This window comes from Campylobacter sp. LR264d (genome assembly GCF_008633895.1).
Classification (GTDB): Bacteria; Campylobacterota; Campylobacteria; order Campylobacterales; family Campylobacteraceae; genus Campylobacter_D.
On sequence record NZ_VJNT01000001.1, the window covers coordinates 16,794 to 36,082 of the forward strand.

General features: G+C 28.9%; 23 protein-coding genes and 1 tRNA gene. 4 read left to right on the top strand and 20 right to left on the bottom strand.

Going from position 1 to position 19,289, the window contains the following annotated elements:
• Window positions 1–87: 87 nt before the first annotated feature.
• Genes FMM56_RS09095 through FMM56_RS00155 form a run of 10 tightly spaced genes read right to left on the bottom strand, consistent with a single transcriptional unit; the run spans window position 88 to window position 10,109 of the window.
• A complete protein-coding gene (locus tag FMM56_RS09095; RefSeq protein ID WP_263312590.1) occupies window positions 88–219 on the bottom strand; it encodes a hypothetical protein in 132 nt (43 codons plus the stop codon).
• A 55-nt stretch (window positions 220–274) separates the two neighbouring features.
• Window positions 275–1,360 (bottom strand): hydrogenase formation protein HypD, encoded by a 1,086-nt coding sequence (gene hypD, locus FMM56_RS00115; RefSeq protein ID WP_150207370.1) that lies wholly within the window; start codon window positions 1,358–1,360, stop codon window positions 275–277.
• The gene (locus tag FMM56_RS00120; protein ID WP_150139234.1) at window positions 1,344–1,625 is read right to left on the bottom strand and encodes a HypC/HybG/HupF family hydrogenase formation chaperone; all 282 of its coding nucleotides are present in this window, start codon (window positions 1,623–1,625) and stop codon (window positions 1,344–1,346) included. The genes hypD and FMM56_RS00120 overlap by 17 nt, the downstream gene beginning before the upstream one ends.
• A 1-nt stretch (window position 1,626) precedes the next feature.
• Window positions 1,627–2,385, bottom strand: coding sequence for a hydrogenase nickel incorporation protein HypB (gene hypB / locus FMM56_RS00125; protein WP_150150877.1), 759 nt, complete (start codon window positions 2,383–2,385; stop codon window positions 1,627–1,629).
• 51 nt (window positions 2,386–2,436) lie between these two features.
• On the bottom strand, window positions 2,437–4,620 hold the full coding sequence (hypF, locus tag FMM56_RS00130) for a carbamoyltransferase HypF (protein WP_150207372.1): 2,184 nt from the start codon (window positions 4,618–4,620) through the stop codon (window positions 2,437–2,439).
• The gene (locus FMM56_RS00135; protein ID WP_150150880.1) at window positions 4,598–6,118 is read right to left on the bottom strand and encodes a hypothetical protein; all 1,521 of its coding nucleotides are present in this window, start codon (window positions 6,116–6,118) and stop codon (window positions 4,598–4,600) included. Before FMM56_RS00135 ends, hypF begins: the two co-directional genes overlap by 23 nt.
• A 3-nt stretch (window positions 6,119–6,121) precedes the next feature.
• The gene (locus FMM56_RS00140) at window positions 6,122–6,328 is read right to left on the bottom strand and encodes a hypothetical protein (protein WP_150139241.1); all 207 of its coding nucleotides are present in this window, start codon (window positions 6,326–6,328) and stop codon (window positions 6,122–6,124) included.
• 2 nt (window positions 6,329–6,330) lie between these two features.
• The gene (locus tag FMM56_RS00145) at window positions 6,331–7,002 is read right to left on the bottom strand and encodes a polyphenol oxidase family protein (protein WP_150139243.1); all 672 of its coding nucleotides are present in this window, start codon (window positions 7,000–7,002) and stop codon (window positions 6,331–6,333) included.
• On the bottom strand, window positions 6,966–7,574 hold the full coding sequence (gene ribE, locus FMM56_RS00150) for a riboflavin synthase (RefSeq protein ID WP_150207374.1): 609 nt from the start codon (window positions 7,572–7,574) through the stop codon (window positions 6,966–6,968). Before ribE ends, FMM56_RS00145 begins: the two co-directional genes overlap by 37 nt.
• A gap of 9 nt (window positions 7,575–7,583) precedes the next feature.
• Complete coding sequence (locus tag FMM56_RS00155; RefSeq protein WP_150207377.1) at window positions 7,584–10,109, bottom strand: hypothetical protein; 2,526 nt, start codon at window positions 10,107–10,109, stop codon at window positions 7,584–7,586.
• A 164-nt stretch (window positions 10,110–10,273) separates the two neighbouring features.
• On the opposite strand from FMM56_RS00155, the gene groES reads away from it, so the two are divergent.
• The gene (groES, locus tag FMM56_RS00160; RefSeq protein ID WP_150139249.1) at window positions 10,274–10,534 is read left to right on the top strand and encodes a co-chaperone GroES; all 261 of its coding nucleotides are present in this window, start codon (window positions 10,274–10,276) and stop codon (window positions 10,532–10,534) included.
• A 10-nt stretch (window positions 10,535–10,544) separates the two neighbouring features.
• Complete coding sequence (gene groL, locus FMM56_RS00165; protein ID WP_150139251.1) at window positions 10,545–12,182, top strand: chaperonin GroEL; 1,638 nt, start codon at window positions 10,545–10,547, stop codon at window positions 12,180–12,182.
• A gap of 280 nt (window positions 12,183–12,462) precedes the next feature.
• Here groL and FMM56_RS08575 read toward each other — a convergent pair whose 3' ends face one another.
• Window positions 12,463–12,633, bottom strand: a complete 171-nt coding sequence (locus FMM56_RS08575; protein ID WP_190318983.1) for a hypothetical protein — start codon at window positions 12,631–12,633, stop codon at window positions 12,463–12,465.
• 54 nt (window positions 12,634–12,687) lie between these two features.
• Between FMM56_RS08575 and FMM56_RS00170 the strand changes: the two genes are divergently transcribed.
• Window positions 12,688–12,978 carry a hypothetical protein gene (locus FMM56_RS00170; RefSeq protein ID WP_150139253.1) on the top strand — a complete coding sequence of 97 codons (291 nt, stop codon included), beginning with the start codon at window positions 12,688–12,690 and terminating at the stop codon, window positions 12,976–12,978.
• Between the two features lie 4 nt (window positions 12,979–12,982).
• Window positions 12,983–13,348: a hypothetical protein gene (locus FMM56_RS00175; RefSeq protein ID WP_150206373.1), complete on the top strand. Its 366-nt coding sequence runs from the start codon at window positions 12,983–12,985 to the stop codon at window positions 13,346–13,348.
• A gap of 405 nt (window positions 13,349–13,753) precedes the next feature.
• Here FMM56_RS00175 and FMM56_RS08580 read toward each other — a convergent pair whose 3' ends face one another.
• The 9 genes from FMM56_RS08580 to FMM56_RS00205 form a co-directional block, all read right to left on the bottom strand.
• On the bottom strand, window positions 13,754–13,897 hold the full coding sequence (locus FMM56_RS08580; protein ID WP_190317909.1) for a hypothetical protein: 144 nt from the start codon (window positions 13,895–13,897) through the stop codon (window positions 13,754–13,756).
• A gap of 211 nt (window positions 13,898–14,108) precedes the next feature.
• Window positions 14,109–14,327, bottom strand: a complete 219-nt coding sequence (locus FMM56_RS00180; protein WP_150150892.1) for a hypothetical protein — start codon at window positions 14,325–14,327, stop codon at window positions 14,109–14,111.
• A 35-nt stretch (window positions 14,328–14,362) separates the two neighbouring features.
• On the bottom strand, window positions 14,363–15,559 hold the full coding sequence (locus FMM56_RS00185; RefSeq protein WP_190318995.1) for a class I SAM-dependent DNA methyltransferase: 1,197 nt from the start codon (window positions 15,557–15,559) through the stop codon (window positions 14,363–14,365).
• Between the two features lie 4 nt (window positions 15,560–15,563).
• On the bottom strand, window positions 15,564–15,755 hold the full coding sequence (locus FMM56_RS08585; protein WP_150179546.1) for a hypothetical protein: 192 nt from the start codon (window positions 15,753–15,755) through the stop codon (window positions 15,564–15,566).
• A gap of 371 nt (window positions 15,756–16,126) precedes the next feature.
• Entirely contained in the window at window positions 16,127–16,531 is a 405-nt protein-coding gene (locus FMM56_RS00190) for a type I restriction enzyme HsdR N-terminal domain-containing protein (protein WP_150207381.1), read from the bottom strand.
• Complete coding sequence (locus tag FMM56_RS09100; RefSeq protein WP_263312591.1) at window positions 16,532–16,660, bottom strand: hypothetical protein; 129 nt, start codon at window positions 16,658–16,660, stop codon at window positions 16,532–16,534.
• A gap of 50 nt (window positions 16,661–16,710) precedes the next feature.
• Window positions 16,711–16,786 (bottom strand) — tRNA-Val (locus FMM56_RS00195).
• 161 nt (window positions 16,787–16,947) lie between these two features.
• Window positions 16,948–17,919 carry an iron-sulfur cluster assembly scaffold protein gene (locus FMM56_RS00200; protein WP_150207383.1) on the bottom strand — a complete coding sequence of 324 codons (972 nt, stop codon included), beginning with the start codon at window positions 17,917–17,919 and terminating at the stop codon, window positions 16,948–16,950.
• A gap of 3 nt (window positions 17,920–17,922) precedes the next feature.
• Window positions 17,923–19,107, bottom strand: coding sequence for a NifS family cysteine desulfurase (locus FMM56_RS00205; protein ID WP_150139267.1), 1,185 nt, complete (start codon window positions 19,105–19,107; stop codon window positions 17,923–17,925).
• Between the last annotated feature and the right edge of the window lie 182 nt (window positions 19,108–19,289).

Below are 19,289 nucleotides of genomic sequence, written 5' to 3' on the forward strand. Positions count from 1 at the left end.
ATAGGACTTAAATCAACGTTAAGTATTTCTCTGATTATTTGAATTTTATTACTTGTTTTTTCTGAATTTATACCTTTCTCAGCTTCTTTAATATTGTTCAAAAACTCTATTTCCCTTACCCTTGCCTATGTAAAAATAACGTCCATTTCTTGGGTCAATAAGCCCGTAAACATAATAGCCTAATTGTTCGATAATCTCTTGTGAAAATTCTTTTATCATTTTTTCTTCTTTTAAATAAAAAGGATATTGTAAAAAAAAATAAAAAGTCAAGTTTTTAAGCTTTGTAGTATTTATAATAAGCAGCACAGGCACCCTCGCCACTTACCATACAACTTCCTATAGGATTTTTTGGATTGCAAATTTTAGAAAAAACCTTGCAATCATAAGGTTTAGCAAGTCCTTTTAAAATTTGCCCACAAATACAGGTCTTATTTTCTTTTTTGCTTTGAACTTCGCAGTTAAATTTTTTACTTGCATCAAAATCGCTAAACTCATCCTTTAAAGCTAGGCCTCCATTTTCAACAAGTCCAAGTCCTCTAAATTCAAAGTCAACTTCTTTAAAGTATTTTTTAACTAAATTTTGTGCTTTTTCGTTGCCATTTTTGCTAACTGCTCTTTTATATTGATTAAAAACTTCAAAGGTATCATTATTTTTTTGGTGTACTATATTTAAAACACTTTCCATTATGTCAACGGGCTCAAAGCCACTTACTGCAATTGGAGTTTTAAATCTTTTTGCAAGTGGTTCATAAATTTTATAACCTGTTATAACGCTTACATGAGAAGGACCTAAAAAGGCATCTATCTTTGCATTTTTATCACTCATTAAACTAATAATGGGCTGGGGTACTACAATATGATTAATATGCAAAAAAACATTTTTTAGCTTTTCTTCTATGATTTTTTCTAAAAGTAGGGCAGTCATGGGCGTAGTAGTTTCAAAGCCTATAGCAAAAAAAATAATATTTTTATCTAAGTTTTCCTTAGCTATTTTTAATACCTCAAGCGGAGAATAAAGTGCCCTTATATCAGCTCCTTTTGCCCTTAAATCAAGCAAGGAAAACTCACTTCCAGGTACCCTTAATAAGTCTCCTAGTGTGCAAAAAATACTATCTTTCATAGTGGCTAATTTTAAGGCTATGTCTATTCTATGGCGAGACATAACGCACACTGGACAGCCTGGACCATGTATAAAATTTATCTCTTTTGGAAGTATTGAAGGCAGGGCAAATTTCATAATAGAATGCGTGTGACCTCCACAAATTTCCATTATATTTATAGGAAATTTCACTTCTTTTTTTATAAGTTGATTTAAGGCTAATATAGTGTCTTTATCTCTAAATTCATCTATGAAATTCATTTAAGCCTAAATCTCCTTCATTTTGACTTATCTCGTTATTATTCATTTTACCAACTATTTCTTGATAGACCTTAATGCTTTCTTGTGCAGCTATTTTATCAATCTTTTCCATAGCCACTCCAACATGAATTAGCACAAAATCACCCACCTTACAAGGTTCACCTATAAGGTCTAAATTTACCTTTCTTTTGACGCCAAGGGTTTGTACTAAGGCGTTATTGTACTCATCTATGTCTAAAATTTCAGAAGGGATTGACAAACACATTTTAAAAAAGCTCTCTTTTTAAACGCAAAAACTTATACCAAAGTTCTAAATTTGTACCATTTTTAGCATCAAGCACTATAATATCAGCCCTTGGGCTCAATTCTTTTATATATTTACTTGCTTCTTTTATATCAAAGTCAAAATATTGTGCTAAATCAGCCTTAGCAATGATAACTAAATCAGCCTTTCTAAACATTACAGGATATTTTGCAGGTTTATCACTGCCCTCTGTTACACTTAAAAGCACCACATTTAAATGTTGTCCTAAATCATAACTTGCAGGGCAAACTAAATTCCCAACATTTTCAATAAAAAGTAAGTCGCAATTTTTATCTAATTCTAAATGGTGAAGCCCGTTGTGAACCATAAAGGCATCTAGGTGACAACTTTGTCCGGTAGTGATTTGATAAGCCTTTGCCCCTGCTTTTATAATCCTATTTGCATCGTTATTTGTCTCTAAATCCCCTTCTATAACGCAGATATTAAATTCATCCTTTAAGGCATGAATTGTGCTTTCTAGTAAGGTAGTTTTGCCACTTCCTGCTGAACTCATTAAATTTATGCAAAGAATGTTATTTTCGTTGAAATGCTCTCTATTATGCCTTGCTTCTTCATCGTTTTTACTTAGAATTTTACTTAACACTGCCACACTACTTGCCTCGTTTAAGCTAGGGTGTGCGTGGTGATTATGCTCGTGGTGACGATGATTATTGTCGTGGTGGTGATGATTTTCCAAAGAACAGCCACAATCCTTACACATTGTTTATCCTTTTTTAAAAATTTGCATATTTTAACATAAAAGCTTTAAAAACTAGTTAAGCGTATGTAAAAAATGAACCATTTGCCCAAGTGCTATTGAACTATCGTTACAAGGGAATTTTAAGGGGGTTAAAAATTTAAAATTTAAGCGAGTTAAAATTTCAAGTAAGGTCTTATTTTGAAAAACTCCACCGCTTAAAATAACTTCACAATCATAATTTTTACTATATTGTATTATAAACTTAGCTAAGCCATTTAAAAAGCCTGTACTTGCCTTTGTTTTATCATGAATTAAGGCCCCCTTTATAGCCTCTTTAAAATTGATAACACCATTTTCTATATAAAAATCATAGGCAAAATTTAGCTTTTTATCGTAATATTTTTCAAGTAAAAGTCCCATTTGAGCCTCAAAACTTAGATTTTGAATATTAAATAAAATGGCTGTAAAACCATCTATTATACGGCCAAGCGATGAAGTAGTAAGTGTGGAATTATTATAAATTTTTTTTAGATTTTGTAAATTTGTATTATCAAAATTATTTAAAAAAGAAGATGCTAAATTTTCTAAGTTATAGTGCCAAATAAGACTTAGGGCTAAATTTGATATCTTTTTAATATCGCTATTTATTAATTTAAAATATTCAAAATGCGTTATTCTTTCATATTCTTTTATATCGCCATAAAAAATCTCTCCTCCCCAAATTTGTTTATCGTCCCCATAACCAGTACCATCAAAGATAAAACCAAGTGCTTTGTTACAAAGTTTAAACTCAAAATAAGTTGCACAAAAATGTGCGTAATGGTGAGAAATTTTAACTGCGTTTTTAAAATCCTTTGTATAATGAAAATTTGGGTGTTTATCAGCTAGAAAATAATCAAATTTTAAATTATAATGAGTGGTAAAAAAGTCTAGTAATTTTTTCATTCTATCATAGCAATCAATGTTTTTTAAATCCCCTATATAAGGGCTAATTATAAGCTTTTTATCATAAAATATACAAAATTGATTTTTTAACTCAGCCCCAAGGGCTAAAATATTTTTATTTATATTGTTTTTAAGGTCTATATAATAGGGATTAACCCCCCTTGAAGTGCGTAAAAATTGCATTTTATTATCATAAATTTGAACTATTGAATCATCACTTGAATTTATAATATCTCTGTCATAATCTAGGTAAAAATCAAAAATTTTATCTAATTTTTCAAGCAGTTTTTCTTCATTAAAAATAATGCTTTCACCACTTAAATTTGCACTCGTAGCAATCAAAGGATTTTTAAAATATTTAAAAAGCAATAAATGAAGAGGGGTATAGGCTAACATTATGCCTATTTTATTGCTATTTGGGGCTATTAAATCATTTTTTATAAGCTTTTTTTGTAAAATCACAATGGGGGAGATATTTGATTTTAAGGCCTTTTTTTCAGCCCCTTTAATAAGGGCAAGTTTTTTTGCCATTTTGATATTTTTACACATTAGAGCAAAGGGCTTTAGTGGTCTATTTTTTCTAAGTCTAAGTTCTTTTAAGGCATTTTCATTTAAGGCATCACACATTAAATGAAAGCCACCCATTCCCTTAATAGCGATTATTTTTCCTTGTCTTAAAAGCCTTGCTACTTCTTTAAAGGCCTTTTTATTATTTGCTAAAATTTCTTGTTTTTTATCTTTTAAATAAGTGTTAATTTTGCACTTAGGACAGCTTAAGGGTTGGGCATGAAAGCGTCGATTTTTAGGGTCTTCATACTCATTTTTACAAAAATCACACATTTTAAAGTTAGTCATGCTCGTATTTTTTCTATCATAGGGCAAATTTTTAATAATGCTAAATCTTGGCCCACAATGAGTACAAGTGATAAAAGGATAAGAAAATCTAGGATTTTTTTTATCAAAAAATTCTTTTTTACAAGCCTTACAAATACTAAAATCACTTAGTAGGGGCGTAGTTTTGATATTTTGCTTTGAAGAAGTGATAATAAATTTTTCATAATTTAAAAAATTTGAGTTTTTAACCTCTAAGCTATCAATTCTAGCAAGAGGGGGCAGGTTTTTATATATCTTTTTTATAAATTTATTTAGTATTTTTTTAGTACAATTCATTTTTATTATCACCCCAAAGCCATCATTATAAACCTCGCCCTTTATTTTTAATTTTTTAGCTTGTTTATAAACAAAGGGGCGAAAACCTACGCCTTGTACTAAACCTGCAATTTCTATTTTAAAAGATTCTTGTTGGTACATAGCTTAGTTGAGATTTCCTAACATGCTTTAAACTCTCTCTTAATAAGGGCTTGCACTCAAAAAGTGAGCCACTAAGTATTGTTTCATCTATTAATTTTTTCTCAAATAAATCATCGTTTAAATCCCTTAAAAAATAAGCTAGGCTTTCAATAGTTCCATAAATGATATTTTCATCATTTACACCGGCTAATTTATAACTCATCATAGAACGAAGTGTAAAAATATAATTAAAAACGCCGTTTTCAGCCTTAAAATCAATCTTAACCCCACGCATTAACCTTGAATTTGAAGCTATATTTAAAAAGATATTACCGGCCCTTAAAAAATCATTATCTAAATGCAAAAACCTAGCTATAATGCAAAAAAGAGAAAAAAAGTTATTTTTGCAATTAAAACTTTCATTAGGCAATAAAAAGGCATTTTTGTAATTATTTAAAAGTTTGCTTGAAATTTCATCACTTTTTAATATTTTATAAATTTCATCGCTATTATTTGGCAAGTTAATCTTTAAGATATTATTTTTTTTATTGATTAATAAAATATCATCAAATTCTTGGGATAATTCTATTAAAAAAGGATTGTTAAATTTAGACAAAATATAAGAAATTCTAGTCATATTTTTATCTTCTTTGCTAAAAATTAATTCCTTTGCCTTTTGATTGATAAATTCAAAGCCCTTAATAATTAAAATACCATCATTTATAGCCATTAACTCAAAGTCATTCTCAAAGGTTTCAATCTTTTTAACAAGCATAAAATTAAAGCCAAGTTTGGTTAATCTTTGTCCTAAAACAAAGCTAAATAAATTTTGACTTAGTTTAAGTTTAAATTCTTTAATTTCTATTTTATATTTTTGTCTAAAAAGGGCATTAAATTTTAATTTTATCAAAGGTTTTTCAATACTTGCAAGTAGTTTTAAACTCTCATTTGAACAAGAAAAGACTGAATTTATAGTATTTATATCACAAGCCATTAAAAAGCTGTTTTCATCTTTAAAATCATAATTTTGAAGTAAGCTTACTTCGTAAATTCCTCTAGTATTTTTAAGATAAATTTTTTCATTGTTATTTAATGCATTTAAGGCATTTTCTAAACACTGGTTAAAATTTTCTTTGTTAAGCTTTATAAATTCGTTATTTAATGAAAATTCAAGCTCGCAAAATATCCCCCATTCGTTTTCTATTAAAATATTTTTTTCTAAATAAGCACTTGCATTTAACTGCGTTAAATAAGGAAAAATGCTAAATTCTTTTTTATGAGTTTTTTCTTTAAAATCTTGCCCTTCATTAACGCTAAAATTCCTTAAAAATACACTGGTGCTAATACTATTTAAACTTTGGCAAAATTTAGTTAATTCTTCTTCTTTGCCCTTGATTTTAAAAATATAAGTATTATTCTTTTTTTCTAAATCAAAAATATAATTTTTTGCATAAAAATAAAGTAAATATTCAAAAATATCATTATCGCTTACATATTCAAAATTAAATTCTAATACCATTTTTTATCCCTTACTTAATAAAGCCTCATCTTTGGAGTTGATAATAGAGTTTAAAATTCGCATAATCTCATCTTCTTCTTCGCTACTTAACTTACTTAAATCCTTTTGTAATAAATGGCTTACAAATTGTTCGTTTAATAAATCACTATCTGCAAATTCCCTTGCCTTTTGAATGATTTTAAGTATCTTTAAATCCTTCGTTTCATACATTTTTAAGCCTTTAAATAAATAACACTTGCAAAACGAGTTTGGGTTTTATCCTTTCTATATGAGGGAAAATTCTCATTTTCAAAGGTGCAAATTTCACTATCTTTTATATTCAAAATTCCATATTCTTTTGCCTTTTTTTTAATTAAGACCTGTAAATTTAAGTAATTTTCATTTAAAAAATCTTTAAAATTTTGCTTAGTAAAGTCTAAAACCTGCCCATTTATCTCATAATGCTTAACACAAATTGAAGGTCCTATGAAAAGGTGAAAGTTATTATTATCTAAATTTGGATATTTTTTATAAATTTTTTCAAGGCAAACTCCTAAAATATCATCAAAACAGCCCTTTCTTCCAGCATGAAGTCCTGCTATAATTCCACTTTCATGCCACAATAACAAAGGCAAACAATCAGCACTTAAAACGCAAAGTGCCATATTTTTTTCAGTGCCTATTAAGCCATCGCTTTGACTTAGATTTTCATCTAAAAATTGAACTATATTTGAGTGAATTTGGTCCATAAAAATACATTTTTTAATATTTGGGGTGTATTCTTTAAAAATATTTTCTTCGCATTTTTTACCCCTAAAAACACTATAATCCTTATCAAAGGCACAAAATACGCCAACTTTATCATTATCTAATAAAGATAAGAAATTTTTTCTATCTCTTCCCATGAAAGTTCCTTTTTTTTATGTATCTGTGCGTAAATATAACGGGATAGTAAATCACTTTCTATATTAATTCTGCGTCCTATTTTATACTCATTAAATAAAGTTTCTTTAAAGCTAATAGGAATAATTGTAAGTCTTATTTGATTATGTAAAATTTCATTTATAGTAAGGCTAACTCCATCAATGCCAATACTTCCCTTATGTCCCATAAAATTCATGGCCTTATCTGGCAAGTTTATAAAAAAATCTACCCCATTTTCATTTTTTTTAATCTTAGCTAAAATTCCTATAAAATCAATATGACCCTGCATTAAATGCCCATCTATTCTATCGCCAAATCTAAGGGCTGGTTCTATATGCACCCTATCGTTTAAATTTTCAGTGGCTAGGTTGTTTCTACTTTCTTTTGAAAGTTCAAGCAAAAAGCCATCTTTTTCAAGCTTTATCACGCTTAAACAAGCCCCATTTACTGCTATGCTATCGCCCAAATTTGGTCTATGTTTAGCCTTTAAGCTTAAAATATTATTTTGATAAGATTTAACTTTAGCAATCTCTCTTATAAGTCCATTAAACATTACTAGCCTTTAAAATAGCTTTTTAAGCAATTTATCAACACTCTTACCAATCTCTTCTTTTAATTCCTTAGTATTAGACTTTGTAGAATCAGTAATTACATTAGTAATAGTCTTTGCTATGCTTGAAGTATCTAGGCTAATCTTAGGATTTTGAGTAGTTCCTGTTATAGAACCATTAAAATCAGCCCTGTCAATCTTAGCACTAAATGGAATATTCAAAGACCCACTATCTGTGTTGATTTTGCCAGAATTTATAACTATATCACTTCTATCAGCCTTCATATTAAGATTAAAGCTAATATTGCTTTTATTAATATTTGCATTTGCGTTAGCAGTATGATAAACATCTGTTGTAATATCCTTTGATATAATGATATTTAAGGCATTTGTAATGGTACTTTTTTTAAGCTTTCCATTATTTAAATTTAAGCTAACCTCTCCTTTTTGAGTGTTTAAGTTATAAGTTGCATTTGCATTTGCCTTACTCTCATAAATATCAGTAAAATCAAAACCCTTAGCCAAACTTGAAAAATCAACATTTTCAAGCTTAGCATTTATGATATTATTTTTTAAGCTTGAATCTAGCTTTCCTTGATAAAAATTGTCACTCATTGCTGTTAAATCAAGGCTTTTATTGAAATTTAACTTTCCATTTAAATCAAGCTTTCCACTTAATTTTCTATCAAGTAAAAAACCAAGCTTTGATAAATCGCTAATAGTTAATTTATAAGTTGAGTTTAAAAGCATTTTATTTAAATCAAAAGAACCATTCAAGTTACTCATCTTTGCCAAATCAGTATTTAACACACTTTCAAAATTTGCAAGAGAGTTTTTAAGGGTGATTTTAGCATTTAAATCATAATTTGTATTGCTGGGAAATTTTTTATCTAATAACTTGCTTAAAACACTAGCATTTAAAAGACCATTTGCCTTAATGTCTGCATTGCCATTTAAATTATTAAAATCAAGGCTTGTTAAATTTGCCTTTGCATTTAAAGACCCACTTGCATAAGTTGGCATTCCTATAATGCTTAAAATCTTTGTTATATCAAGTTTACTAGCTTCTAAATCAAGGGTTTTTCCGTTTGAGTTTATATTTAAGATCCCATCTGCAATTACTGCTTTTGCATTTAAGCTTTTTATTTCATTATTTGCAATATCACCATTTGCATTTAAACTAAGAGCCCCCTTAATATTATTATTAATCTTAGATAAATCATCAATATTTGCTTGTGTGTTAAATTTTAAGACCATTGAATTTAAGTCATAAGAGCCTTTAAATTCTTTTATATTTAATAAATTTGAACTAATAACAGCTTCATAATCAATAAGTCCTTTATTTGCCTTAGCATTTGCATCAAGGTTAAAACTCATACTTGGAAATTCAAGCCCTATAAACTCTTTAAGTCCATTAGAATTAAGCTTGCCATTTTTAACATCTGCTTTCGCATTGAAATTTTGAAAATCAAGTCCAATACTTTGTAAATTTGCATTTAAGACTCCAGTAGCTAAATTTCCATAACCTATAATGCCTAAAAGCTTATCAAGGCTAATTTGTTCTAATAAAACATTTAAAATACTATCCTTTAAACTAGCCTCTGCCTTTCTGCCAAGTCCATTAATATTTACATTTAAATTAGTTAAGGTATTATTTTGCAAACTTAAATCCCCATTTATGTTTAAATTCCCATTTAATTTTGTTTTTGTAAGGCTTTCAAGTTTAGCTAAATTTGGAATTTGTAAAGAAAAATCACTATTTAAAGTAGAATTTGCTAAATCATAATCTGTATTTTGCGTTTGAAAATTTAGATAATCGTTATAAATTTTACTAAGTATATTTATCTTATTATCCTTAATATTAGCATTAATTTCAGCCTTTGGATTTGAATTTTTAGGCAAGGTGATATTAAAATCTTCTTTAATTTTTACATAGTTTATACTAGTTGTATTAAGTTTTATGACAGCACTGCCATCAGGTTGTAGATTATTAGCTACAATGTTAGCATTAATATCAAGTACCCCATTTGCATAGTTAGGCTTAGAAAGCAAGCTTAATAGCTTTTCTATTTTAAGATTATTAGCATCGATTTTTAAAGCTATAGGGCTATATTTGTAAATTCTAGTATCTAGCTTTGTATTAGAACCAATCAACAAACCCTCGCCGTCTACATTAAAATCGCTTAACTTTCCAACAATAGACCCATTAAAATCAATGTTTTTATCAAGGTTTAAGCCCAAATTTTTAGCATTATCTTTATCAAAACTAAGCAAATAAGAAAGATTAAATTTTAAAGAAAAAATGCTTATATCCCCATTTAGATTAATATCAAGTAAATTTGCTAATTTAGCATTTAAGCTTAGACTTGAAGTACGAAGTTTAAACTCACTTATATTTAAATCAAGACCTGCCATTTTTGCCTTATCTTGTGCTATGTTTGCTATGATATTATTACCAAAAGTAGTAAAAAGTATAGTATAAAGGGCTATTAAAAGCACTATAAAAAGGGCTAAAAGGGCGTAAAGTATTTTTTTCATTTCATCTCCTTATAGTTTCATTTATAAAGTATATTTAGCTTAATGGACTAAAGTTTTATAAATATTTTTCTTTAAAGTATTGACAAAATTCATTTTTTATAGTATGATTTTGTCACTCAAAAATAAAGAGTGCTAAAAAATCACAAATTTTAAGGACGGACAAAATGAATTTTCAACCCTTAGGAAAACGCATTTTAGTAAAACGCGTTGAAGAAACTAATACAACAGCTTCTGGCATAATTATACCAGATAATGCTAAAGAAAAACCTTTAATAGGTGAAGTTGTTGCTGTAAGCAAGGAAGTAAGTGAGATTGCAGATAAAGATAAGGTAGTATTTGCTAAATATGGTGGTACTGAGATAAAGCTAGATAACCAAGATTACTTGGTACTAAATTTAGACGATGTTTTAGGAATTTTAAAATAAAGGATAAAAAATGGCAAAAGAAATTATTTTTTCAGATGAAGCAAGGAATCAACTTTATAACGGCGTTCAAAAACTAAATGACGCTGTAAAAGTTACTATGGGACCAAGAGGAAGAAATGTTTTGATTCAAAAAAGTTTTGGTACGCCAAGCATTACTAAGGATGGTGTAAGCGTAGCAAAAGAAGTAGAATTAAAAGACAATCTTGAAAATATGGGTGCTTCTCTTGTTAGAGAGGTTGCTAGTAAGACAGCTGATCAGGCTGGAGATGGTACTACAACAGCCACTGTTTTAGCCCATGCTATTTTTAAAGAAGGTTTAAGAAATATCACTGCTGGGGCTAATCCTATAGAGGTTAAAAGAGGTATGGATAAGGCTTGCGAGGCCATTGTTAATGAACTTCAAAAGCTTTCAAGAGAAGTAAAAGATAAAAAAGAAATCGCACAAGTTGCGACAATTTCAGCAAATTCTGATGAAAAAATTGGGGCATTAATTGCTGATGCTATGGAAAAAGTAGGAAAAGACGGCGTTATAACCGTTGAAGAGGCAAAATCAATTAACGATGAGTTAAGCGTTGTTGAGGGTATGCAATTTGATAGAGGTTATTTAAGCCCTTATTTTATCACTAATGCAGAAAAAATGATAGTAGAATTATCAAATCCTTATATATTACTTTTTGATAAAAAGATTACAAATTTAAAGGACCTTTTACCTGTGCTAGAACAAATTCAAAAGACAGGAAAGCCACTTTTAATTATAGCAGAAGACATTGAAGGCGAGGCCTTGGCTACCTTGGTTGTAAATAAATTGCGTGGAATTTTAAATATTTCTGCGGTTAAGGCACCTGGCTTTGGTGATAGAAGAAAGGCTATGCTTGAAGATATAGCTATTTTAACAGGTGGCGAGGTATTAGCAGAAGAGTTAGGAAGAACCCTTGAAAGTGCTACCTTACAAGACTTAGGACAAGCATCAAGCGTAATTATTGACAAAGATAACACAACTATAGTAAATGGGGCTGGTGAAAAAAGCAATATAGATGCAAGAATCACTCAAATAAAGGCACAAATTGCAGAAACTACAAGCGATTATGATAAGGAAAAATTGCAGGAAAGACTAGCAAAATTAAGTGGTGGCGTTGCTTTGATTAAGGTTGGGGCTGCTACTGAAACTGAAATGAAAGAGAAAAAAGATAGGGTTGATGATGCCCTAAGTGCTACAAAGGCAGCCGTTGAAGAAGGCATTGTAATAGGTGGGGGCGCTGCCTTTATCAAGGCTAAGGCTAAGATAAACTTATCTTTACAAGGCGATGAGTTAATTGGTGCAAATATCGTAGAAAGGGCACTAAAAGCTCCTTTAAGACAAATTGCAGAAAATGCTGGTTTTGATGCTGGCGTTGTTGTAAATAGCGTTGAAAATTCAAAGGATGAAAATATCGGTTTTGACGCTGCAAAGGGTGAGTATGTAGATATGTTTAGTGCTGGTATAATTGATCCTGTAAAGGTTGAAAGAATAGCACTTTTAAACGCAGTTTCTGTTGCAAGTATGCTTCTAACTACTGAGGCTACTATTAGCGAGATTAAAGAAGAAAAACCTGCTATGCCTGATATGAGTGGCATGGGAGGAATGGGTGGCATGGGTGGCATGATGTAACCCAAAATCAGCAAGAATTTCTTGCTGATTTTTCTTCTTAATATCTTTAATTTTTATAAATTTTCTTTCAAAAAAAATACAACATAATAAAAATACTTCACATAGCTTCTTTTATGGGAAATATTGGCAACAATGTTTCGCATTTTGGTTTTTACAATATATTAAAAAAAACTAGGAGTTAAATGTGAGTTAGTAAATTTAGAAATGAGAAGATTTTATGAAAATTATACTCACAAAGATAAGCTTTTTTTGGGATGATAGCTTTATTAATCATATAAACTCATTTGATGCAGTTATCGTTGGGTGGATTTTTAGATTCTAATTTAAAAAAATCACCAAGTGCTAACACACTAGCACTAAGCCCAAGTTTAATAAAAAAGATAAAATTTCCATTTTTCATAACAAGCATGGGTATGCACTCGCAAATTCCATTAAATTTAAAAAAAGGCAAAGCAATTTTATTTAAGTCTTTTTGATAATTCTAATATTTACCTTGCTTTAAAAAATGATTTTTCTAAAGAAATTTTTATCAAATACTTTTAACGATGATTGTTTTAAAAAAATAGCAGAAATTTTAGATAATGGTTCTTTCTTTGAAAGTTCAAAGGATACTTTTAAGCTAGAAAAAGAAAGCTACATAGCCATTAATATAGCACAAAGTCAGCTATCAAAAAATTGCGATATAAACTTATATTTTAAGCAATTCAAAAAAACTTTTTTTGTAAAAAATGGCATAAAAATTGTTTTTGTACTCCATTTATACGATGATTTAATGGATTTTTTAAATTTTTTTTGATTTTTTGAAAGATGATTATTTAGTGCGTAAAAATTTTATAATAGCCCCTGTTTTACAAGGCTTTAAAGGCACTCAAATTTTATTTTCTATTTATAAGAATTCTTTATTTAGCATTACTTCTAGGTTTCATTCTTGCATAGGAAATATAAATTACAAATTAACAGCCATAAGCACTTTAAATCGCATAAATTATCTTTTTAAAAGCATTGACATGAGCGAGTATTGTGTAGGCCTTGATAGTGATTTTTTTCAAATTATTATTGAAAATTTTAATTCTAATAAAAAGCCAAATTTTAGCAAACTTGAAAATTTTAAAAAAGAAAGCCTTAAAACTTATGAGAGTATTTTTAAGCAAATGAAAATACTTTAAATTACTTAAGTTTTATGAAATTGGTTCAATAAAAACTTGAAATTTACTTAAATTTGGTTTTTTAATAAATTATTGAATTAAAACTCAAAAAGTATTATTTATTACTCTATAAAACATTATTCTTTAGTTCTACTTCTGTGTTTTTCAATAATTCTTTTCCATCTTTTCTTAGTTTTAAAATTTGTTCAAAAATATTTTGATATTTAGCTTGTAATTCTTGTTCAAAGTTTGGAATTAAAATCTTTTTTAATTCATTTTTATTTATCGCAGCAAGTATAGTTTCACTTGGAAATTTTTTTAGATATTCTTGAAAAAATTCATTTTAAATAAAATAAAAAGAGTTGCATTATTGATTCGATTTGAACGAATTATATAAAATCCAGCAGAAACTAAACAATCATTAAATTAATCAGTGATAATTGCACATTTTGAAAGCGAACCTTCTATTGATGAAATAATTAAATCACCACTTTTTACAATTCTTCTAGCTCTGCTTGGTAAATCTTTACCCAAAGTCATTTTAGGTTCATCTATTTCACCATTTGACATAATATTTGCAAGTTCAATATATCTATAATATTCATCATTGTTTGGAGTAAAATTCGCATTAATTATTTCATTATCTTGTAAAGTTATAAAACCATTCTTATAGTTTTTAATTATTTTCTAGGTTTGCATATTTTAAAGCTATCTTTAAAGTTTACAATTCTATAACTTGGCAATTTGCTATTTAATAAATTTTCTAAAATCATTTTTCACTTCAAAAACTCAAATTTTGTGCTTTTGCAAATTCTATAAAAGCTTTTGCTATACCATCTTTACTATAAATGTTATTTGGATTTAGATTAATCATATTTGGGTCATGGTTAAATAAATCATGTTTTACAAAAATATGCCCAAGTGTATCTTTAATACGCTCGGTTATTTCAGTAATTTCTTCAGCTATTAGATAATATTTTTGAGTTTCTTTATCTAGCATATTATATTTGTCTAGATCAATAGGTATTTTGGTATTTAAGCCAATAATAGGAATTTCTTCATATTTAATTTTTCATCTTTATTAAGTTTCAAATATTCTTCAATACTGATTGTTTTATTATTTTGGTTATCTATTTTTTTAAAATTACTATTTTTTAAAATCCATTTTTTGTGTAAATCTAGTTTTCTAAATTTAGTTATAAAATTATCTTTGATAATTAATTCTTTATTATTATCGGTTCTATATTTTATTGTTGTAATTGTTTTGATTTTTTGATTGTAACTTTTTTTATCTACTAAGTTATCATACTCTTTTTTTAATATTTGTCTTTTATCTTTCTTATTTGTATAAATATTTTTTGTTTCATAAGTATAGATAGTATTTCTAACGTAATTTTCACTACCATATATTTTGTCTCCTGAATTATTTTTACTAGGTTCTTGCATGGTAGCAAAAAATATAGGATAATCATTATTAGATAATTTTGGGCAAATATTTGGAAAACCACACTTTTCATCAGTCCATTTTTGTATGAATAAAATATTAGTTTTTGGTGCAGTATGTGGTTTAAAAGTATTTTCGTGCAATCCTATTACCGCAAGTATTCTACATTTATCAGCAATATAATTACGCAAATATTCATCATTAGTATTATTAAATATGCCTTGTGGCAAAACAATTGCCATACGCCCACCTGGTTTTAAAAAATTTAAATTTCTTTCTATAAATAAAATATCTCTACCTATTTTCTTTTTTAATTCTTCATTTGAATTGTAGCTTAAATCATAAATTTCAAGTTGTTCTTTATTGTTAATATCGCATGCAAAAGGTGGATTTGCCATCAAAATATCAAAATTAAATGATTTAAATTTTTCATTATCATTGTTTGCCATCGGATTTGCACTCATATTAGAAAGTTTGACAAAACCTTTATTATATCTTTCTCTCCATTTTTCATTTTGGTATGATTTTTTCCAATTAGTATAATCTAGTGTATTTAATTCAACTACATTTGTTTGTCCATCACCTGCGATGATATTTAACATTCTGCTTACTCTAACAGATTTTTCACTAAAATCAATACCGACTATTTTATTAATGGCATATTCAAACTCATCAGCAGTCCTTGTTCTAGTTGTAAACAAATTATAAGTTTTAGGATTTAGCTGTTTCCAAACATAAAAGATAGTATGCATGGGAAAACCACAGCTACCACAAGCTGTATCTATCATTGTTTCAGTTGATTTTGGATTTAACATTTTTACACATATCAATTACATATCTTGGAGTAAAATATTGCCCCATATCGCTTTTTTGATTTTTATTAACTAAATGTTCAAATGCTTCATCGACTATATCAAGGTTCGAATTAAAAAGTTTGACATTTTGCAATTCTTTTATGCAAGATTTTAATGTAGCATGTTGCATATCTATGATAGAATTTTTAGGAAATACACCTTGCCATTTATCATTTGCTTTTTTAAATAAATCACTAAATTTTCTATATATTTCATTTAGTGTGTCTTCATTCTAAATTCCATTACTCTAAAATCAGTATCATTTATTTCTTCAAGCACCTTTCCATAGTCATTTATCCCAATTGCAATTCTATCAGCATCTGAACTCGATTGAATTTCATCGTATAATTTGATAAAAATAAGTTTAAAAATTTCATCAAAGGCTTTTTCACTTGGTTCATTTGCACAAAATCTTTGTTCTACATTTAAAATAATATCTTTTAATATTTCGTTTTTCAGTCTGTCATTGAATATAAGTTGTTTTAATGTAAATCTGTGATTTTACATCCATTCGTTTAAATCTTCACCATTTTTAGGAAATTTATCTATACCGAGTTCTTCATTAAAATAGGGAAATGCATAAAATTTAAGTAGATTATCGCCATTTGCAATTACACCTATTTTTGGATTTTGTTGACTGCAATATGATTTCATTTGTTCATTAGGTCGTTTTACTTCTATGAGTAAATTTATTTTGTTTCTATCGTATTTATCTAATACAATAATATCTGTTCTTTTTTCTCTTATCTTTGATTTTCTAGCAAAGAGAACTGGTGTTTTAAATATAATTTGTTCTTTTGTATAATTGTAAGTTTCTATCAGCATATGTGCATAATGTTGTCTAACTATTTCTTCGGGTGTTAATTTAAAATAATCTCCATCATCATTTTGCCACGAATGATACATTCAATGCCTAACCTCTCCCCCTATACGCTCTTTAATACGATTATTTAGCCATTTAATGTCTTTTTCATTTATTTGAGCTAAACTTTTTGTATCTTCTTTATCAAAAATTTCATATATTGTTTTTGCCATTTTGTTCCCTTTATTTTTTATATGTTTTATGTTGTTATAAATTAAAATAATGGTGGCTCCGATTGGACTTGAACCAACGACTTCCACCATGTCAAGGTGGTGCTCTACCAGCTGAGCTACGGAACCAAAGGAGATATTATTGCAAAATTTTGCTAAAAAGCTTTTTAAAATTTTTAAATTTACAAGGGGCTAAATTATGTGATAAATTTAAATATAAAAATGAGAGAGAATAAAAGAAGTAAGAATAAGCTAAAGCAAGGTATAAAATTTCTTGCTTTAGCAAAAATTTACACAGGCATTACCCTAATATTTGGGCTTAATTCTTCTTGTAAGATAGTCTCAATGGCATACAAGGTAGCACCACTTCCACTTGAACACCCACTACAAGCTCCAAGGTAGCGAATATAAACGTCAATTGTCTTATCGGTTGCCTTTTGTATGTCAATTACTTCCATATCACCTCCATCATTTTGCAACATAGGGCGAACTTCGGTATCTAGGATATTTTCAACGGCCTTTAATTGTCCAACAAGGGTCATATCATCAAAGATGGTATCTGAATTTATAGCTTTTTCAACCCTTTCTTTATCCATTTCAGCCCTAGTTTGAGCTAGTATATCTACTAGATAATAATCCCTTTTTTCATGCCCTCCAGGTCTTACACAGGACTTACAAAACGCCCCTGCCTTTGTGTATTGAGTGATTTCTTCAACGCTTTTTAAATCATTTAATTTAATTACCTCTTTAATAGTCCCTAAACTTACCCTAGCACACTCACAAACTATAATCTGGTCTTCAAAATCCTCGGGAGAAATTCCCTTATAATGTGCTGCTGCTTGTTTTATAACATCATAAGCCATAACAGAACAATGCATTTTTTGAGGTGGCACAGCAGGGGTGTTTGGGTCATCTCTCATTGCAAATTCCACGTCTAAATTTGTTATCTTAACGGCTTCATCAACCGTTTTTCCTATACATAAATCAACCATAGTATCGCTACTTGCAATAGCAGTACCACAACCAAAGCTTTTAAATTTCGCATCTATTATAGTATCTGTTTTTTCATCTACTAGCCAAAAAAGTATCACTGCATCCCCACAGCTTTCAGCCCCAAAATCAGCCACAATAAGCTTAGCATTAGCCTTTTTAGCATCCTCTTCATTAAATTCACCCATGTGTAAGGGATTATTCATTCTGTTTTGTACCTTTTGAGAATATTCATCCCAGATAGAACCACCTATTAAGTTATTTTTAGCCATAATTTATCCTTTGTAATTGTTCGGGTTATAAGCATAAGTGCTAGAAATCGCCCTTAATCTCTTCGTTGCCTTATTAATCTCTTCAATCGCATAATCAATCTCGCTTTCTGTATTAAAACGCGATAAAGAAAGCCTTAAAGCAGTGTGTGCAAGGTCGTTTTCAGCCCCGATTGCATTCATTATAGGATTGCTTTCTAAATCCTCACTAGCACAGGCTGAACCCGTACTTGCTGCTATGCCATTTTTATTTAAATCCCAAAGCATAGCCTCGCCTTCAACGCCTTTAATACTAGCTAAAATGGTATTTGGAATTCTATCTTCTTTCTTGCCAACCACGCTAGTATCAGGCATTTTTAAAATAGCATCTTCAAGTTTATCTCTTAATCTTCTAATGTGAGAGTCTTCAAAATTTAGCATAGAAGTAGCGATTTTTAAGGCCTCTCCCATAGCTACAATCCCAGCTACATTTAAGGTTCCACTTCTTCTTCCTGCCATATGTTCTCCTCCATGTAAAAGTGGACTAAGATTAATGCCTTTTTTAATGAAAAGTCCACCAATTCCCTTTGGTCCATGAAATTTATGAGCTGAAAAACTAGCTAAGTCAATCTCGCTTTGTTTTAAAATTATCTTTATTTTTCCTACAGCTTGAGTGGCGTCTGTGTGAAATAAAGCCCCTTTTTCATGGGCTATTTTAGCCATTTCATCTACATTAAAAATCATTCCCGTTTCATTATTTGCCCACATAACGCTAACTAGGGCAGTTTTATCGCTTATTACTTCTTTTAAATTTTGAGGCGTTGAAATGCCATCATTATTTACAGGTAAAGTGATAAGCTTAACGCCAAATTTTTCTAAAAAATTAGCAGCTGCACTAACAGCAGGGTGTTCTACGCCACTTATTATAATCTCGTTTCTATCTTTGTTTAAGATATAGTCAAAATACACGCTTTTAAATACCCAGTTAATGCTTTCAGTAGCACAGGAAGTTATAATAATATCATCTAAATCACTTGCTCCAAGTCCAGCATATAATTTATCCATAGCATCTTTTAAGGGCTTGTGAGTATCGCTTCCAAAGCTATGTAAGGAATTTGGGTTGCCATAATTTTCTTTTAAAAATGGTAGCATTAACTCGTAAGCCTGTGGGTCTAGCATAGTAGTAGCGTTGTTATCTAAATATACTTTCAATTTTTTTCCTTTAAAAATTTAATTAGGATATACTTTATCTTTTTTGTAAAAAATCAAGGGATAATAACAAAAAAATATAAAAAAAAGTTTAAAAATTTAATTAATTTTCAATAATTTTTGCAAAATATTTAGCAAAATGATAATGTTAAATTTTTGTTTAAAATATATTTGTTTAAGGCTAT

Excerpts from the sequence above, each read along its gene's own strand:
- FMM56_RS09100 (WP_263312591.1), bottom strand. The coding sequence starts at position 16,660 with ATGGCAAAAACAATATATGAAATTTTTGATAAAGAAGATACAAAAAGT.
- FMM56_RS00190 (WP_150207381.1), bottom strand. The coding sequence starts at position 16,531 with ATGTATCATTCGTGGCAAAATGATGATGGAGATTATTTTAAATTAACA.
- FMM56_RS08580 (WP_190317909.1), bottom strand. The coding sequence starts at position 13,897 with ATGTCAAATGGTGAAATAGATGAACCTAAAATGACTTTGGGTAAAGAT.
- FMM56_RS08585 (WP_150179546.1), bottom strand. The coding sequence starts at position 15,755 with ATGCAACATGCTACATTAAAATCTTGCATAAAAGAATTGCAAAATGTC.
- FMM56_RS00200 (WP_150207383.1), bottom strand. The coding sequence starts at position 17,919 with ATGGCTAAAAATAACTTAATAGGTGGTTCTATCTGGGATGAATATTCT.
- ribE (WP_150207374.1), bottom strand. The coding sequence starts at position 7,574 with ATGTTTAATGGACTTATAAGAGAGATTGCTAAAGTTAAATCTTATCAA.
- FMM56_RS00155 (WP_150207377.1), bottom strand. The coding sequence starts at position 10,109 with ATGAAAAAAATACTTTACGCCCTTTTAGCCCTTTTTATAGTGCTTTTA.
- hypF (WP_150207372.1), bottom strand. The coding sequence starts at position 4,620 with ATGTACCAACAAGAATCTTTTAAAATAGAAATTGCAGGTTTAGTACAA.
- groES (WP_150139249.1), top strand. The coding sequence starts at position 10,274 with ATGAATTTTCAACCCTTAGGAAAACGCATTTTAGTAAAACGCGTTGAA.
- FMM56_RS00120 (WP_150139234.1), bottom strand. The coding sequence starts at position 1,625 with ATGTGTTTGTCAATCCCTTCTGAAATTTTAGACATAGATGAGTACAAT.
- FMM56_RS00185 (WP_190318995.1), bottom strand. The coding sequence starts at position 15,559 with ATGATAGATACAGCTTGTGGTAGCTGTGGTTTTCCCATGCATACTATC.
- FMM56_RS00145 (WP_150139243.1), bottom strand. The coding sequence starts at position 7,002 with ATGGGAAGAGATAGAAAAAATTTCTTATCTTTATTAGATAATGATAAA.
- FMM56_RS00135 (WP_150150880.1), bottom strand. The coding sequence starts at position 6,118 with ATGGTATTAGAATTTAATTTTGAATATGTAAGCGATAATGATATTTTT.
- groL (WP_150139251.1), top strand. The coding sequence starts at position 10,545 with ATGGCAAAAGAAATTATTTTTTCAGATGAAGCAAGGAATCAACTTTAT.
- FMM56_RS00180 (WP_150150892.1), bottom strand. The coding sequence starts at position 14,327 with ATGCTAGATAAAGAAACTCAAAAATATTATCTAATAGCTGAAGAAATT.
- hypD (WP_150207370.1), bottom strand. The coding sequence starts at position 1,360 with ATGAATTTCATAGATGAATTTAGAGATAAAGACACTATATTAGCCTTA.
- FMM56_RS00170 (WP_150139253.1), top strand. The coding sequence starts at position 12,688 with ATGATTTTTCTAAAGAAATTTTTATCAAATACTTTTAACGATGATTGT.
- hypB (WP_150150877.1), bottom strand. The coding sequence starts at position 2,385 with ATGTGTAAGGATTGTGGCTGTTCTTTGGAAAATCATCACCACCACGAC.
- FMM56_RS09095 (WP_263312590.1), bottom strand. The coding sequence starts at position 219 with ATGATAAAAGAATTTTCACAAGAGATTATCGAACAATTAGGCTATTAT.
- FMM56_RS00140 (WP_150139241.1), bottom strand. The coding sequence starts at position 6,328 with ATGTATGAAACGAAGGATTTAAAGATACTTAAAATCATTCAAAAGGCA.